15 protein-coding genes are annotated in these 16,347 nt (G+C 26.8%); 7 read left to right on the top strand and 8 right to left on the bottom strand.

What is annotated here, in order from left to right:
- Positions 1 to 9 precede the first annotated feature (9 nt).
- The 7 genes from trmB to NJU99_RS06440 all read left to right on the top strand — a co-directional run bounded on the left by trmB (position 10) and on the right by NJU99_RS06440 (position 8,013).
- Positions 10 to 1,206, top strand: a complete 1,197-nt coding sequence (gene trmB, locus NJU99_RS06470; protein WP_254577908.1) for a tRNA (guanosine(46)-N7)-methyltransferase TrmB — start codon at positions 10 to 12, stop codon at positions 1,204 to 1,206.
- Positions 1,203 to 1,865, top strand: coding sequence for a cell division ATP-binding protein FtsE (locus NJU99_RS06465; protein ID WP_254577907.1), 663 nt, complete (start codon positions 1,203 to 1,205; stop codon positions 1,863 to 1,865). The genes trmB and NJU99_RS06465 overlap by 4 nt, the downstream gene beginning before the upstream one ends.
- Entirely contained in the window at positions 1,852 to 2,670 is an 819-nt protein-coding gene (locus NJU99_RS06460) for a cell division protein FtsX (protein WP_254577906.1), read from the top strand. Before NJU99_RS06465 ends, NJU99_RS06460 begins: the two co-directional genes overlap by 14 nt.
- Complete coding sequence (locus NJU99_RS06455) at positions 2,663 to 3,958, top strand: murein hydrolase activator EnvC family protein (protein ID WP_254577905.1); 1,296 nt, start codon at positions 2,663 to 2,665, stop codon at positions 3,956 to 3,958. The genes NJU99_RS06460 and NJU99_RS06455 overlap by 8 nt, the downstream gene beginning before the upstream one ends.
- Positions 3,959 to 4,044: 86 nt before the next feature.
- Complete coding sequence (locus tag NJU99_RS06450) at positions 4,045 to 4,863, top strand: DUF234 domain-containing protein (protein WP_254577904.1); 819 nt, start codon at positions 4,045 to 4,047, stop codon at positions 4,861 to 4,863.
- Positions 4,860 to 5,942, top strand: coding sequence for an FkbM family methyltransferase (locus NJU99_RS06445; protein WP_254577903.1), 1,083 nt, complete (start codon positions 4,860 to 4,862; stop codon positions 5,940 to 5,942). Before NJU99_RS06450 ends, NJU99_RS06445 begins: the two co-directional genes overlap by 4 nt.
- A 73-nt stretch (positions 5,943 to 6,015) precedes the next feature.
- A complete protein-coding gene (locus NJU99_RS06440; RefSeq protein WP_254577902.1) occupies positions 6,016 to 8,013 on the top strand; it encodes an EAL domain-containing protein in 1,998 nt (665 codons plus the stop codon).
- A 10-nt stretch (positions 8,014 to 8,023) separates the two neighbouring features.
- Here NJU99_RS06440 and NJU99_RS06435 read toward each other — a convergent pair whose 3' ends face one another.
- From NJU99_RS06435 to NJU99_RS06400, 8 genes are all read right to left on the bottom strand, one after another.
- Positions 8,024 to 8,944 carry a hypothetical protein gene (locus NJU99_RS06435; RefSeq protein WP_254577901.1) on the bottom strand — a complete coding sequence of 307 codons (921 nt, stop codon included), beginning with the start codon at positions 8,942 to 8,944 and terminating at the stop codon, positions 8,024 to 8,026.
- A gap of 69 nt (positions 8,945 to 9,013) precedes the next feature.
- A complete protein-coding gene (locus NJU99_RS06430; protein ID WP_254577900.1) occupies positions 9,014 to 10,843 on the bottom strand; it encodes an ABC-F family ATP-binding cassette domain-containing protein in 1,830 nt (609 codons plus the stop codon).
- A gap of 55 nt (positions 10,844 to 10,898) precedes the next feature.
- Positions 10,899 to 11,705 carry a substrate-binding periplasmic protein gene (locus NJU99_RS06425; protein ID WP_254577899.1) on the bottom strand — a complete coding sequence of 269 codons (807 nt, stop codon included), beginning with the start codon at positions 11,703 to 11,705 and terminating at the stop codon, positions 10,899 to 10,901.
- A 116-nt stretch (positions 11,706 to 11,821) separates the two neighbouring features.
- The gene (locus NJU99_RS06420) at positions 11,822 to 13,009 is read right to left on the bottom strand and encodes a tetrahydrodipicolinate N-succinyltransferase N-terminal domain-containing protein (protein WP_254577898.1); all 1,188 of its coding nucleotides are present in this window, start codon (positions 13,007 to 13,009) and stop codon (positions 11,822 to 11,824) included.
- A gap of 89 nt (positions 13,010 to 13,098) precedes the next feature.
- Complete coding sequence (locus NJU99_RS06415) at positions 13,099 to 14,946, bottom strand: primosomal protein N' (protein ID WP_254577897.1); 1,848 nt, start codon at positions 14,944 to 14,946, stop codon at positions 13,099 to 13,101.
- A 1-nt stretch (position 14,947) separates the two neighbouring features.
- A complete protein-coding gene (locus NJU99_RS06410) occupies positions 14,948 to 15,382 on the bottom strand; it encodes a hypothetical protein (RefSeq protein WP_254577896.1) in 435 nt (144 codons plus the stop codon).
- Positions 15,382 to 15,591: a hypothetical protein gene (locus NJU99_RS06405; protein WP_254577895.1), complete on the bottom strand. Its 210-nt coding sequence runs from the start codon at positions 15,589 to 15,591 to the stop codon at positions 15,382 to 15,384. The genes NJU99_RS06410 and NJU99_RS06405 overlap by 1 nt, the downstream gene beginning before the upstream one ends.
- Positions 15,592 to 15,834: 243 nt before the next feature.
- Entirely contained in the window at positions 15,835 to 16,248 is a 414-nt protein-coding gene (locus tag NJU99_RS06400; protein ID WP_254577894.1) for a TerB family tellurite resistance protein, read from the bottom strand.
- Positions 16,249 to 16,347 lie beyond the last annotated feature (99 nt).

Raw genomic sequence — 16,347 nt, 5'->3', positions numbered from 1 at the left:
AAGTAGAAAATGCCACATATCGTATATAAAAAAACAGATTTAGTTAAAACACCATCAACTTGTGATGGTGTTGATTTTAAGTTTATAGCAAAGTCATATAATTTTACAGATAAAAAAAGAAATACAGAATATAAAATAGCAGTACAAAAAGATAACAGAGACTTTTTACTAACTGTAAGACCAAAAGATGAAAATCAAATGGTTAAGTTTGATAAAGTTACAAGAATTTCTCCTGTATCAGTTGTAAAAGATGCAATCAACAGTTATGCAAAAGCTATTGAAGCTGATATTATTTTTTCAAATACAAACAACTTTTCAAATAAAATTGTTCCACAAAACAAATATATAAAAGATATAAACTATTTTGTAGATGAATTTGATACAGACAAAGAAATACAAATAGAGATTGGTTTTGGAAGTGGTAGACATCTAATCCACCAAGCAAAAAACAATCCTGATGTACAGTTTGTAGGGCTTGAAATACATACTCCATCAATTGAGCAATTATCAAAACAATTAGAACTTCAAGAAATAGAAAATGTTTTAGTAGTTAACTATGATGCTAGATTATTCATGGAGTTTATTAAATCAAACAAAGTTGGTAAAATATTTGTACACTTCCCTGTACCTTGGGATAAAAAACCACATAGAAGAATTTACTCAAATGAGTTTATCAATGAAGCTTTAAGAGTTTTAAAAATTGGTGGGACTTTAGAGCTTAGAACTGATAGTAGAAAATATTTTGATTATTGTACAGAACTTCTTACAAATCTTCCAAAGGGAAGAATTACTATTGATATAAATAAAGACTTAGAAGTATCTAGCAAATATGAAGATAGATGGAAAAAAATGGGTAAAAACATTTATGATGTAGTGTTAGTATCTTCACAAGAAGATGAGCCTATTGATATAAAACCTGATTTTGATTTTGACTTTGAAGTTGATGATTATTTAAAACTAATTGAAAATATCCCAACAAAATCTGTAGTTGAAAATGGATACTTTGTACACATTGAAGATATTTTTACTTTAGAAAACAAAGAAAACTCAGGAATGATACAACTTACTATGGGTAATTTTGATAGACCTGTAAGTAAATATATCTTAGTTGAGCAAGGAAAGGTTTCTTATTATCAAGGAAGCCCTATTCCTACAAGTTCTAACCTAAATGCACATAAAAAATTAAAAGAGATTTTAAGTAAATGATTGAAGCTAAGAATATATACTTATCATATGACGATAATAAATATATTATAAAAAAAGGTAATTTTACTATCAAATCAAAAGAATTCATCTTTATTGGTGGAAACTCAGGTAGTGGTAAATCTACTTTATTAAAATCATTTTATGGAGATATTCCATTAAAACATGGTAGCTTAAAAATTGAAGGTCAAGAAGTATTTGGAATTGGTGGTAAAAAGCTTAGGGTTTTAAGAAAAGATATTGGTATTATATTTCAAGATTATAAACTTATTAGTGAGTTTACGATTGAAGAAAATATTATGATACCTCTTAAAATCAATGGATACTCAAATGAAGTTTCAAAAGATCAAGCAAATAAGCTTTTAGCTCATGTAAGACTATCACATAGAGCTGGATACTACCCAAATGAAATAAGTGGTGGGGAACAGCAAAGAGTTGCTGTAGCACGTGCATTAGCACATAACCCAAAAATTATTATTGCAGATGAACCTACGGGAAATCTTGATGATTATTCTGCTGAAGTTGTATGGAATTTACTAAAAGGTGCAAATGAACAACTAGGTATTACTATTGTAGTTGTAACACATAGAGTTCCTAAGAACTTAGGTATTAAATTTAGACAGTTGTCTTTAGAGGATGGTATGATATATGAAGTTTCTTAAAAATATTTTTGCTTTTTTAATTCCTTTAACTTCAATGCTAATTACTTTTTCAATATATTTATTAATTAATAATGTAGTAGATAACTATAAACAAAAAATATCAAATGATTACTCGATTGTTATAGTTACAAACACTCCACTTATAAAAGAAAATATTAATACTTTAGCAGGAATTGATGTAGAAAAAATACAAACTTTAAAGAAAAATCGTATTATCAATAATATCAAATCAAATTTATCTGATACATCTGTAGAATTACTAAAAAGAAAACTTCCAAATTTCTATCAGATATTTTTAGAAGAGTTCCCTACAACAACTCAATTAGATGAAATCAAAAATACCCTACTTCAAAATAAAAACATAAGAAAAGTAGAAGTATTCTCTAAAAATCATAATCAAACTTATCTGTTATTAGTTTTATTAAATAGTATTACTTTTATTCTATTTTTTATCATTACAATTTTTGCAATAATTATAATAGCTAAACAAGTAAAACTTTGGTTTCATGAACATAGTACAAAAATAGCTATTTTAAGATTACATGGTGCATCTATTTTATATAGTGCTTCAAGTGTGTTAAATTATGCTATCCTTAGTTCACTATTTTCTTTTATAATTGTTGGTGCATTTTTATATTATGTTTCAAGCAATATGATGGTGATTTTTCCATATGAGCTAAAAGACATAATAAATGTTGAGATAGATTTATATAGTGAATTATCTAAACTGTTTTTATTATCCTTTGGAATATCTTTGTTTACGATAATTGGCGTATTATTAAAGTACAAAATAAACAATGATTAAAATACTTTTTACAATAATCTTACTAAGTACATTTAGTTATACTTCTACTAAATCTATAGATAAAAAAATACAAAGTAATAAAAAGATTTTAAATAGTAATGTCTCTAAAAAAAGAGCTACTACTCAAAAAATCAATGATTTATCAAAAAAAATTAACGAGCAAAATAGTAATATCACCAATCTAGAAAAAGATATAAAAAGAATTAATGCTGATATTGAAAAACATACGGAACTATTAGAAGATTCTAAAAAGAAAATATCTTTACTTAAAACAAAATCTTCAAAATTAATAAAGAAAAAAACAACAAATGAAGAACAAATAGTTGATACTATTATTGAAGACTTTTCAACATCAATTGCTTTAAAATTAGCTTCAAAAGATAGTTTAAAAGAGCTTGTGGATAGTGAAATATATACTATTTTATCACAAAATTCTAAAGATGAAATACTAAAACTTAACAATAACTATGATTTACTTACAAGTAATACAAAAGAAAATCAAAAGAAAATCAAAAAAATCTCTTCTTATATAAAAGAGAGACAAGAAACAAAAAAGACTTTAAACTCTTTAAAATCAAAACACTCACAATCTCTTAGTAGTTTGGAGAAACAACATAAAGAGTATCAAGAACAACTAAAAGAAGTGGTAAGAAAACAAGAATCTTTAAAAACTCTTTTATCAAGGCTAAACATCTTGAAAAAAGAAGAGATACAAAAAGAGCGTGATAGAAGAGAGAGAATTAGAAGACTACTTGCTGAAAAAAAGAAAAAAGAAAGCAATAAAACAAACTCTAAAAAAGTAGTATCATCACAAGATAGAAATCAAAGATATGCTCAAAAACTTAATCTTGATGTAAGAAAGATAGGTTCTTCAACATCTGGTGTAAAAATCACAAGATATAGAGGAAGTAAAACAATAGCACCTTTAAAATCTTTTAAGGTTGTAAAAAAATTTGGAACTTATTATGACCCTGTTTATAAGATAAAACTATTTAATGAATCAGTTGTTTTAAAAACAAAAAGACCAAAAGCTAAGGTTGTATCTGTATTAAACGGAAAAGTTGTATATGCTAAAAAAAATGCAGGAATGCTTGAAAATGTTGTAATCGTACAACACCAAAATGGCTTACATACAATCTACTCTCATTTAGATGAAATAGCTCCAACACTTAGAGTTGGGAAATGGATAAAAAAAGGTTATGTTGTAGGAAGAGTAAACGATAACCTAATGTTTCAAGCTACAAAAAACTCTTATCATATAAATCCAAAAGATTTATTTAAAATATAAAAATACAAAGGACTAACATTTTTTTAATCGACTTATCAACAAAGAAGCAGTTTGCGCTTTTTTGTGAAAAAAACAATCCAAAGGATATGCAAACAGCAGTTAAATACTTTAATGTATTTGGTGGATATGACCTAAAGATTGATACTACAAAACCTTTAGAAGAATTAATAAAATCTCATATCTTAAACAATTATGAAGACTTAAAAAGAGAAATTCATTTACTAACAGGTGGTTATCATATAGATCATGCTGTATTATCAGGTATTGCTTTAAGTGATAGAAGAACTAATGCTTCATTTAAAAGAGCTCACATAAGTTTTGAAGAGGGAATGACTTGTGTTGATAACCTTTGTGAAAAAGGAATAATTGAGATTGAGTCATCATTTAACTTCTTAGCTAAAAAAGTAGATAACAGTGATGTATCAAAAAAACTTCTATTTACAACACCTTTTTTAAGATTTTGGTTTGCTTTTGTTTCTCCAATCTATAAAGGTATTAGAGATAAAAAATATGCAGAATTTGAGGAGAGATTTAAAAACAACTTTACACAATTTCAAGAGTTTATTTTTGAAGAATTATGTATGGAATACTCAAGAGATTTCTATGAAAAAGATGGTATTAAAGATTTAGGTAAATACTGGGATAAATCAAGACAAATTGATGTAATAGTACAAACAAAAGAAAACAAAATAATAGTTGGTGTTTGTAAAAATGCCACTTCTAAAATGAAAAAAGCAATACTTACTAAACTTATGCAAGATTGTACAGATGTTGGTATACAAGCTGATGCATATGTTTTATTTGCAAACAGTGGTTTCACAAATGAACTAAAAGCTATGAAAAGTGAAACACTAAAACTTTTTAATACAAAAAGTCTTAAACTACTTACACAAAGTAATAAATGAATCTAATAGACTTTGATTATATAAATCATAAAGATAAAAAGCTTACACAGCTTTTTATCAACTCAAAAGATGTAAAAAAATATATCTTAGGCATAAATAAATTTGGAAAAGCTATTGCTAAACATATAGAAGTTGATGGAATAATAGATGATTTTACAAGAGTTCAAAGCTCAAAAAAGAAACATATTCTAAAAATAGAAGATATACCAAAAGAAAACTCTATAATTCTTAGTGCTTCAACAGGAAGTCCGCTTGAGGTAAAAAATAAGCTAGATGAACTTGGATATAAAAACTTCAATTATCTTAGCTTTTATAACTACAGTAAACTTGAACTACCCTCGCCTATTTTTATGGGAGATTTTAAAGAAGACTTTTTAGAAAATAAAGATAAATACAAAAAGACTTATGAACTTCTAAAAGATAAAAAATCAAAAGAAATTTTTGAAAAAGTAATAAACTTCAAAATTAGCTATGATTTAGAGTTTATGCAAGGTTTTACAAATGACCATGAAAACCAATACTTTGATAAAGAGATAATTCCAAAAATAGAAAATATAAACTTCTTAGATGGTGGTGCTTATATTGGAGATACTTTAGAGTACATACTTAAGAACTACCCTGATTACAATAAGATTTATTGTGTGGAACCGAGCTTACTTCATATAAACATAGCTAAAAAAAAATATGCAAACTTTAAAAACATAGAGTTTTTAAACTATGGACTTGGAAATAATATTCACCTTGTAGAAGATAAACTTGATGAAGTACAAAACAACTGTAGACATGATTATCAAACACAGAATATAAACACAATTGATGAGCTTATAAAGGATAAAATAGACTTTGTTAAGCTTGATATTGAAGGTGATGAAATAAAAGCCTTAGAAGGTGCTAAAAAGACAATAGAGCTATATCATCCTATCTTAGCTATATGTATTTATCATAAAGCAAGTGACTGGTATGAAGTACCCAATTTGATACTTAGCATAAGAAATGACTACGATGTATACCTTAGACATTATATGGAAGGGATATATGAAACTGTGATGTATTTTATTCCAAAAAAATATAATTCGTAATTTCTTATTTTTATTAATAATTCTATTAGTATATTTACTATACCATATATAAAAATTATTTATAAGGAATTCCATGGATTCAATAAGTAAAGATAAGATGGAAAATAATATTATAAAATTAAGTATATTGTTTATTTCAGACATAAAAGATAAAAATTCAAATGAAATAAGATATTTAAATAATTTTTTTGAAAATGTTATTTTGATTTCAAATACTCGTGAAGGACTTAAATACTTTAAAGAAAACAAAATAGATATAGTAATAACAGATATTAAAACTTCTCCTTTATGTACCTTTGAAATGCTTGAATTAATGAAAAGTTTTAGTAAGAACTTTGTTTCTATTATATATACAAAAGATAATAAACCTGAGCATTTAATGAAATCAATAAATATAGGAATAGATGGCTTTTTATTATTTCCATTTAAAGAAGTAGATTTTATAGATATTTTAATCAAATCATCAAAAAAAATTAAAGATAAAAATAAAAAAATTAAAAAAGAATTAAAGCTTCTAAAATATCATTTAGAAACGGCAGATAAAACCTCTATAATTTCAAAAATTGATAATCAAGGAATTATAACTTATGTAAATAGCAATTTTTGTGATGTATCTGAGTATACACCAGATGAATTAATAGGTCAACACTACACACTACTAAATCACCCAAAACAATCAAAAAAAATCCAAGAAAATCTATGGAATACATTAATAAATAAAAAAGAAGAATGCTCAGCCGTAATAAAAAACATATCTAAGAATGGTAAGCCTTACTACCTTAAAACAGATATGAAACCTATATTATCTAAGAAAACTAGAACACTTGAATATATACATATAAAAAGTAATATTACAAGTATTCAAAGGGATGAGAAAAAGCTAATAAGTGAAATTGAGCAAAATAATATCTCTTTACTTCTTCTTATTCAAATTGAAGAGTTTGATATGTTTGAGAAGTTTTATAATAAAGATATCGTAAATAAAATTGAAAATGAATTTGCCCAAAGACTTCTTGATTATCTACCAGATGAATATATTTTTGAGCAAATATATAATATGAAAAATGGTCAATTTGCACTTTTAACTGATTTTTTTACTTTTTCTAAATATGAAATAAACCTTAATAACTACATTAACAAATTTATTCAAGAAGTAAAGGAATCTATTTTAATTATCGATGATATTGAATATGATTTGAATATTATAGTAAGCTACTCTTTTGGGAAAATGCATCTATTCGAAGATGCTAAGTGTGGTTTAGATGAAGCCTTACTAAAAAAAGAGATAGTAAACTTTTCAAATGATAATTCTATTAAAGAGCATATTGAAGCTAAGAAAAATATAGAAGTAATGAAAATGGTTAAAATAGCCTTAGAAAACTATAAAATAATCTCTTATTTTCAACCTATAATCAACAACAAAACAAAAGAGATTGAAAAATATGAATCTCTTGTAAGACTAGTTGACGAAAAAGGTTCTGTTATATCTCCTGCAGGATTTTTAGATATATCAAAAAAAGGAAGCTACTATAATAAAATCACCCACAGAGTTCTTGAAAACTCTTTTAAAATTCTAGATAAAATTAACACAAAACTATCTATAAATCTATCTTCTGTTGATATAGAAAAAGAAGACACAAGAAGAGTTCTCTATACCCTTCTTGAACAGCACAAAGAAAACGCAAACAGAATAATCTTTGAACTACTAGAAGACGAAGAAGTGAAAAATTTTAATGTCATAAGAAAGTTTATTAGAAAAGTAAAAAAAATGGGTGTAAGAATTGCTATTGATGATTTTGGAACTGGATACTCGAACTTTGAAAGACTCCTTAAGTTTGAACCAGACATTCTAAAAATAGATGGAAGTTTAGTTAAAAATATAGTAAGTGATCAATTTAGTCAAAACATAATTGAAACTATAGTAATGTTTGCAAAAAAGCAAAATATTGAAACAGTTGCTGAATATGTGGAAAATGAGGAAATATTTAACACTCTAAAGAATCTAGGAGTTGATTACTCTCAAGGTTACTACTTTGGTAAACCTGAGAATATTAGTTTTTTAGGGATATAAGATAAAAAGTTTAATACTCCAATATCTTATCTATTTTTAACTGCCAAGTAGCCTCACCTGCTACTAATTTATATTGAATTTGTTTTATTTTTCCATTTTTTAGAGGGTATCTTCTTACTAAAGTGTTTTTAACTACTCTAAATTCATCATTTCCAAAATATGAAGAAGAAAGCTCTTTATTATATTTTAGTGGTGCAAGATATATTTCACTCATTGAAACTGCTGCATTTACACTATATGCAATTAATTTTCCATAAGTCTTACCTTCTATATTTTCATTTAAATATATATAGATTTCTGGATTTGTATCATTATTTATATCTGCTATTTCACTAAATACTACTTGTCCTTTTATTTCATGTACAAAAGGCTCTTTTGAGTATTTTAAATCATAAGTTTTTATTGTTAATTTATTATCAGAACTATCTATATAGAATCTATATTTTCCATAAGACAGACTATTAACATAGGCTCTTTTATCAATCTGTTCTTTATCTAATGACTTTTCATATTTGAAATAATCACCTTTTAGACTTCCCCCACCTGAACAAAAATAATATAAGGCTATTTCATCATCTTTTGTTTTACCTTTTAACTCTATTTTGTTTTCATATATTAAAAGCTCTAATGTTTTACCTTCACTATAAAAGTTATATTTATTTTTATCAACTTTATATGCAAAAGTATCTAAAGTACATGTAGGTGTTTTTTTATCAGCACGAGAACGAACTTTTACTTTAATAGTATTTTCATCATATTTAGATAAGTTTACACTAACCCAGTCATAACCTTCATCTTTTTTATAATAACTATTAGATACATAATTAGTAAAAACGTTTATTGATTTTGTTTCTTTTATCTTAGCTTGATTACTAAAAGAACAAGCAGTAAAAATAAATGTGCTTAAGATAATTAGTAAAGAGTTTTTCATATTAATCCTTATTATAATTTTTAATATTATAATAGGATTAACTTTTAAAAGTATTAAATATATAAAAGCTTAGATTTCATCCAGTTTTTGCTGATACTCTTCTTCAATTTCATCTAATTCATGTTGAGTTATTTCAAGCTGTTCAAATTTGTCTTCAACTAGTTTTTCATTTTTTGTTACTATTTGAGAAAGTTCAATTACTTTACTATTATCACCTTCGTTTGAAGCTTTGATTAGCTCTTCTTGTTGTGAACTAACATCATCTTCAAGTTCCATAATTTCATTTTCTAATTTTTCTAGTTTTTTCTTTAGAGGTGATGTTTTTTTGCTTCTTTCTTGAATAATTTGAGCTCTTAGTTTTTTGTTTTCTTTTTTATTTACTTTTGGAGCAGTTTTTGTTTTTTTCTCTTCTTCCTCTTCTTCCCAACCAATTTTTTCTAAGAATTCATCATATCCCCTATCAAAATATGAAGCTGTTCCTTTTGAGAAGATAATAAGACTATCACATACTTCCCTTAAAAGCTCTTCTGAGTGAGTTACTATCAAACACGATCCATTGAAGTTTTTGATGGCTTTTATAAGTGCATCAATTGACTGCATATCAAGGTGATTTGTAGGCTCATCTAAGAAAAGCAGGTTTACATCTGTTGCTAGTATTTTCCCAAGCATAACTCTACTTTTTTCACCACCTGATAAAAGTGAAATTTTCTTCTTTATATCATCCCCACTAAACATCATAGACCCAGCAATACCACGAACTGATGATTCAGCTAGTTTTGCATTTCCAAGATATATCTCATCCATGATTGTATTTTTAGGATTTAAATGATCTATATTTGTTTGACCAAAATGTCCAAGAGTTGTTGATGTATGAAAGTCAACTGAACCGCTTAAGTGTTTTAATTCACCTGCAATTGTATTTAGAAGTGTTGATTTACCCTTACCATTTTTTCCTATGATTCCAATAGTTTCACCCTTTTTTAGTGAAAAAGAAATATCTTGAAATAATAAATTATTTTCATCATATCCAAATGAAACATCTTTTACATCAAGTAAAACTTTTGATGGTGTATCTTTGTAGTTAAAGTCAAAATCTAAACTAGCTTCATTCTCTAAGCTTCCTAAGTCTTCCATTTTATCAAGCTCTTTTTGTTTTGACTGTGCTTGTGCAGCTGTTGAAGCTCTTGCTTTATTTTTTGCTATAAAATCTTCAAGCTCTTTTCTTTTTCTCTCATTTGAAGCTTTTTGTTTTTCATAGTGTTCATCATTTGCTTCAAGTTGAGCATAAAACTTATGTGTGCTTCCTGGTATAACTTCTAGATTTTTTCGCACTAAGCCCATAGTATGTGTAGTTATGCTATCCATAAAATCTCTATTGTGAGTGATTATAATAACTTCGCCATCAAAAGATTTCAAAAAGCTTTTTAGCCATCTTAAAGATACAATATCCAAGTAGTTTGTAGGCTCATCTAAAAGTAAAAGATTTGGTTGTGTTACAAGTAGTTTTGCTAAGTTTATTCTGATTTGGTATCCACCTGAGAAACTTTGAGGGGATTTGTCCAGATCCTCATGGGAAAAACCTAATCCAAAAAGAATTTTCTCTACCTTATATACATTATATTTATCTTCTTCATTTAAAGCAGTTGAGCCTTCTTCTCGAACAGTTTTTTCAGTAAAAACTAAATGCTGTTTTAAAGCTCCTATCTTATAGTTTTTAGGTATGTTTATTTCACCATCATCAGGATGTTCTTCACCTAAAATGATTTTAAATAAAGTAGATTTCCCACTACCATTTCTTCCTACTAAACCTACTTTATTACCTTTGTTTAGTCTAAAGTTTAAATTCGTAAATAACTCTTTGTTTGCAAAGCTTTTTGAAATATTTGAAAGTTCTATCATTAGTCTTCTTTTCTATTAAATTGAAGGCTGATTATATGAAATTATAAGTTAGAGATTAATTATAGTACTTTTTATAAAGTTTATCTGTGATGCCCTCATTTTTCATTTTTTCAAGTGCCTTTTGGAATTTATAAGCAACACTATTTGTATCTATTTTGATTGGGAGGTTGTTTCTTGTAATTTCTTGTGATCTGTCAAAATTTGGATTTTTTATATAAGAGAACTTATCAGAGTTTATTGAGAATCCTAAATACATAGGTTTATAACCTCCACAACATTTATCATGGACTTTTAAATAATCAATATTATTAACTTTTATATAAAAATCAATTGATGCTTTATTATAAACATAAAAATCATCTCTTTTAAGTTTTATTAAATTAAATGCCTTTTCTATACTTAATCTTGGTACCCTATGAAGTTTGATATGCTCTAAATCTGATAATCTAGCCTCAGTAGGTCCACCTGCTGCTACTAAGACTTTTCTTCCACTTAAATCATCAAGACTGTTAATATCAGGAAAATCTTTTAAAGATATCCCTACATCTCCTCCTGGTAATCCATTTTCCATAAAATAACTATACTTTGTTCTTGGATGTGTGAATGTAAAACCTGGATAAAAATCAATTTTACCTTGTTTCATTTCAAGTAAAATCCTCTTTTTAGGTTTTCTTACAACCTCTAAATCATAACCTATTCGCTTTGCTGCTAATGAATATAGTTCTAGGTAAAGGCCATTATTATCATAAATATTACCTATCAATGGTTGTCTTTCATTTTCTCTATAGCCCATTATTAGCTTATTTGCATATACAAAGTTTAAAGATATAAATATCAAAAGTATTATTTTTTGAAGTTTCATATTGCATAATTCCTATTTAAATATAGTAAATTATATCATATAAAAATAAATATATAAAAAAAGGTAAGATTTTACTCTTACCTTTTTAAGTGTTTTAGTTAAACTGTAGTTTTATACTAGTGTAAGTCAGCGTTTAATTTAACTTCTCTAGTTGATCTCATAGCGATTGTTTGACCAGTTGTAGAGTTAACTCTAAAGTGAACTCCATTTACTCCTAAGAAATCAGCACCTTTCATTGAAGTAGAAATTTCTTTATCTGGGTTAATTTCTTTAATTGCAGCTACTGCTTTTTCAGATAATGCAATTTTAGTACCAGGTAAGATTGTTACCCCTGCATCTAAGATACAAGAATCACCAATAGCAGTACCTGTACAAGAGTTAGCACCTAATAAAGTGTTCTCTCCAATAGTAACAGGAACACCATCAGTTCCTGATAATACACCAAGAATAGAAGCCCCACCACCAACGTCAGAACCAGCTCCAACTTTAGCAGATGATGAAATTCTACCTTCAACCATTACTGAACCTTCAGTTCCAGCATTGAAGTTGATGTATGCAGCACCAGGCATAACAGTAGTTCCACCAGCTAACTGAGCACCAAATCTTACTTTATTTGTATCTAAAACTCTTGTATTATCAGCAGGGATAACGTGATCTAAGAATTGAGGGAATTTATCTACTTTAGTAATACTTGGGTATTGACCAGAAAGTTTTAATGTAATCTCATTTTCTCTTAACCAGTCAAGTTCGATTGGTTGATTTCCAACCCATGCAACGTTATGTAATTGACCAAAGATTCCATTTAAGTTTAATGATCTAAGTGCTGCTTTTCCAGTTGATAAAGCATATAGTTTTAAGTATGCTGATTCAACAGATTTTGCATCTGTATCTTCAAAAATAAATACTACTTTATAATCATCAGCAGTATATCCTGAATCAATTGGTAATGATGATAATGCAGAAATTACTTGAACATTTTTATGTGCATCACCCTTTGCTTCTGGAATGTAAGGTCTAAATGATTCAATACACTCAGCTAAGAAAGCATCAGAAACTGAACAAACTAACTCAGAACCAGATGTATCTACATTATTTCCTGCTTTTTTAAGTGCATTTAATAACACAGCAGCACTTCCATAGTTCTCTTCCCAGTTAATTAATGGGTAAGTTGCTTGCAGGATTTTTTCAGGGTTTAACTGTCCTCTATCTACTCTTGCAATACCAAATCCGATTGGATTTTTATACCAATCTTGTGATTGAATATCTTCTACTAATTTTTTGAAATCTTCTTTTGTATAAGCCATAATATCTCCTAAAAATTTTGCCGATTATACAATAAGTTTGCTAATATAAGATTAAAATAATCCTATTTTATATGTATTTAAATTTTTATTTAATATATAGTATCCATATCTATGGTAGCCATAGGTGAAGTAACACTATGTAAAGCTTCTAGCATTGCTTTTACATTTTTTGATCTTAAAACTATCTCATATCTATATTTATTCGCCATTTTAAAAATTGCACATTGTCCAAATCCTACTACTTCTATATTTGGATTAGATTTTAAAATTCTCACATATTTATCAAGTTCTTCTTTTACTTTAAGTCCATTTGTATGGGCAAATATAACTTTTGAAAGTTTTAAATAAGGTGGATATAATTCTTCTCTAAACTCTAATTCTGTTTCTAAAAACTCTTTGTAATTTGACTCATTTAAATAAAAATCAAAAAACTCTTCATTTTTTGTCTGAATTATAACTTCACCATCACCTTTTCGTCCACTTCTTCCTGCAATTTGAATAAGTAAAGATAAAGCCTTTTCTCTTGATTTGTATGAATTCATATTTAAAACAGAATCAATTCCAAGTACAACTGCAAGCTTTACATTGTGATAATCATGACCTTTTGAAAGCATTTGAGTTCCAACTAAAATATCAATTTCACCTTTATTAAACTCATTTAAAACCGTTTTTAACTGCTTATTTGTTTTTATCTCATCCCTATCAAATCTTTTTATACTTTTGCTAGGAAAAATCTCTTTTAACTCTTCTTCTATTTGAGCCGTTCCAACTCTTAAATTATGAATAATTCCAGTACCACAAGAAGGACAGCTATCAGGTATTTGTTGGGAATATCCACAATAGTGACACTTTAAAGCTAAATCATTTTTATGTAAACTCATTGATACAGAACAATAAGGACATTCAACTGATTTACCACATGAAGTACATATTTGATACTTAAAGTTTGCTCTTGTAGGTAAAAATATAATCACTTGATTTTGTGATTCTATTGTTTGTGAGATTTTATTTAAAATCATAGGAGTTAAACATGATTCTCCATCATCAAAAATATATTTTTTTGATGTATCATAAAAAGTCTTTTCAAGTCTAACATAAGGTATTTTTGCAAAAGAGCCTGCTGAAACAGTAGCACTTCCTAAGATCAGTTGCATATCAAATTTCTTTGCCATATAAATAGATAAATCTTTTGTATTAAGCCTTGGTTTTGAATCACTTTTATAAGACTCATCATGCTCTTCATCAACTACAATTAAACCTAAGTCTTTATAGGGTAAAAATAGTGCTGACCTCGCACCAGCTATTAGTTTAATCTCTCCTATTTGAAGCTTATGTAAAATCTCATCTTTTTTCTTTCTGGTAATTTTTGAATGCCAAATTGCAACGCTATTTTCAAAGACCTTTTCTAATCTTTTTTGCATTTGAGGAGTAAGTGAAATTTCAGGCATTAATAAAACAGCTTGCTTATTTTGATTTAAATGCTCTTCTATAATCTTGATATAAATCTCTGTTTTTCCTGCACCTGTATTTGCAAAAAGTAAGGCTTGTTTTTTTTCATTTAAAAAATCATATGCTTTTTCTTGTTCATTTGATAATTCTATTTTTGTATCAAAAAGCTCAAATTCACTACTTTTTTCAAGTCCCCTTTTAAAAGGACTATAAACACTCAAAGCTTCACCTAATGAACATACATAATATTGTGATACAAACTTTGCTACTTGAAGCATCTTTTCATCAAAATATTCATCTGTTAGTTCTTCTACATTTACACATCTAAAACTTGGTTTTTCAACCTCTTTTATAACAACTGCTTCATTTAGTTTTTTTCTATTTTGAAGTTTAACTAAAACTTTTGAACCAATATCTAATGAGTTTTGGCTTTGATAAGTCAAAGGGTTTAAAGGAGACTTTAATAAGGCTAATTCATAATAAAACATTTTAATAAAGCTCCTCACAAACTTTTTTGGGTTTAATACAAGAAAAAACAGAATTTTCTAACTCAAATAATACTTCATCACTACTATCTAAAACAAATACATACTCTTTGGAACTTTTTTTATACCAATGGGCTTTTTGTTTTAAAGCTTTATTTGTAGATATTATAGGATATTGTAATACCTTTGAAAAAAGTTTTTCATCTTTTGTTAGAACAGAAGCATCATCTAAAATATCAACTTCATCATAGTTATTTTGTAAAACTTTTTGTTTTTTTAGATTTGTGATTCCATTTTGAATAAGCGCAGTATCTGCTTTTAATTTTGTAAGATTTGTATTTTGATTTATTAAATCAAATTTTGTAACTGCAAAACTTAATATAATTGAAACTATTACAATAACTATAATAATTTCTAAGATAGAAAAAGATTTTTTCATTAAAACCTTGCTAATTTTTCTGTAATTTGTTCAACCTCTTTTTTAAAAGTTGAATACTCTTGAGTAATCCTAATATAAGCAGCTAATAAATCTTTTGTATTATTCTCTTTATCTAGTTCTAAATATTTTGTAAGTTGTTCTTCCATTTCTTCATCAACATTGATAGTATATGCCATGTGATTAATATAAAATGTAATCTCTTTATTCACTTCTTCGTGCCTTCGTTAATGTTAAAGTACTATCAATTCTTAGAAACATATCTTGATTATTGCGTACCAACTCATCATTATCATTTTTGAGAGTTTCTAACTCCTGCTTTAAAGATTGATTTTCTAATTTCAATCTTTCATAATCATGTAAAATTTTATCAAGCTTAGTATTTAATGTCTCTATTATTTCCATAATGAGATTTTATCAAAAGTTTCCTACTAAGAAAGTTTAAAGAATTGTACTTATGCCTCTTTTTTCTCATTTATAAATATTTTTGCTACTTGATATAACATAGCTACTGATTTACCCCATTGTGAAAAATCATCTGCATCTTCTAATGAAATATCAAATTTATCACAAATATTTTTTATAAACTCTTTCTCATTTATATCAAAATTATTATCAATATGAATTAAAATCATAAGCTCTAAAAGTACTATTTTTTGGCTCTTCTTAGATTTAAAATCATTTAAAACAGTTTCTAAACAAAAGCTATCTTCATCAAAGATATCAATATTATCAATTCCCATTTCAGAACAATATTCTAAAATAATCTCTTCTTCTTTTTCACCAAAATTTTTATCAATTCTTGCTAAATAGTGAGCAAGTTGTAAAAATGAAAATTTTTCTTTTGTTTCTAATTGCATTAATAGCATTTATGTAAATTCCTAAATAGTTTTTTAATTATTATAAATATTATATTCTTTGATAGTTAATGATTGTTAAATAATAGTTTATAAAATAGTAGCCGTATT

Origin of the sequence: Arcobacter roscoffensis (assembly GCF_024267655.1) — a bacterium.
GTDB lineage: Bacteria > Campylobacterota > Campylobacteria > Campylobacterales > Arcobacteraceae > Arcobacter_B > Arcobacter_B roscoffensis.
Note: the sequence above shows the minus strand (reverse complement) of the source record. Positions and strands in the feature narration are given on the sequence as shown.

What these genes read in the sequence shown, in the direction of transcription:
- trmB (WP_254577908.1), top strand. Translation starts at nt 10, where the DNA reads ATGCCACATATCGTATATAAAAAAACAGATTTAGTTAAAACACCATCA.
- NJU99_RS06465 (WP_254577907.1), top strand. Translation starts at nt 1,203, where the DNA reads ATGATTGAAGCTAAGAATATATACTTATCATATGACGATAATAAATAT.
- NJU99_RS06460 (WP_254577906.1), top strand. Translation starts at nt 1,852, where the DNA reads ATGAAGTTTCTTAAAAATATTTTTGCTTTTTTAATTCCTTTAACTTCA.
- NJU99_RS06455 (WP_254577905.1), top strand. Translation starts at nt 2,663, where the DNA reads ATGATTAAAATACTTTTTACAATAATCTTACTAAGTACATTTAGTTAT.
- NJU99_RS06450 (WP_254577904.1), top strand. Translation starts at nt 4,045, where the DNA reads ATGCAAACAGCAGTTAAATACTTTAATGTATTTGGTGGATATGACCTA.
- NJU99_RS06445 (WP_254577903.1), top strand. Translation starts at nt 4,860, where the DNA reads ATGAATCTAATAGACTTTGATTATATAAATCATAAAGATAAAAAGCTT.
- NJU99_RS06440 (WP_254577902.1), top strand. Translation starts at nt 6,016, where the DNA reads ATGGATTCAATAAGTAAAGATAAGATGGAAAATAATATTATAAAATTA.
- NJU99_RS06435 (WP_254577901.1), bottom strand. Translation starts at nt 8,944, where the DNA reads ATGAAAAACTCTTTACTAATTATCTTAAGCACATTTATTTTTACTGCT.
- NJU99_RS06430 (WP_254577900.1), bottom strand. Translation starts at nt 10,843, where the DNA reads ATGATAGAACTTTCAAATATTTCAAAAAGCTTTGCAAACAAAGAGTTA.
- NJU99_RS06425 (WP_254577899.1), bottom strand. Translation starts at nt 11,705, where the DNA reads ATGAAACTTCAAAAAATAATACTTTTGATATTTATATCTTTAAACTTT.
- NJU99_RS06420 (WP_254577898.1), bottom strand. Translation starts at nt 13,009, where the DNA reads ATGGCTTATACAAAAGAAGATTTCAAAAAATTAGTAGAAGATATTCAA.
- NJU99_RS06415 (WP_254577897.1), bottom strand. Translation starts at nt 14,946, where the DNA reads ATGTTTTATTATGAATTAGCCTTATTAAAGTCTCCTTTAAACCCTTTG.
- NJU99_RS06410 (WP_254577896.1), bottom strand. Translation starts at nt 15,382, where the DNA reads ATGAAAAAATCTTTTTCTATCTTAGAAATTATTATAGTTATTGTAATA.
- NJU99_RS06400 (WP_254577894.1), bottom strand. Translation starts at nt 16,248, where the DNA reads ATGCTATTAATGCAATTAGAAACAAAAGAAAAATTTTCATTTTTACAA.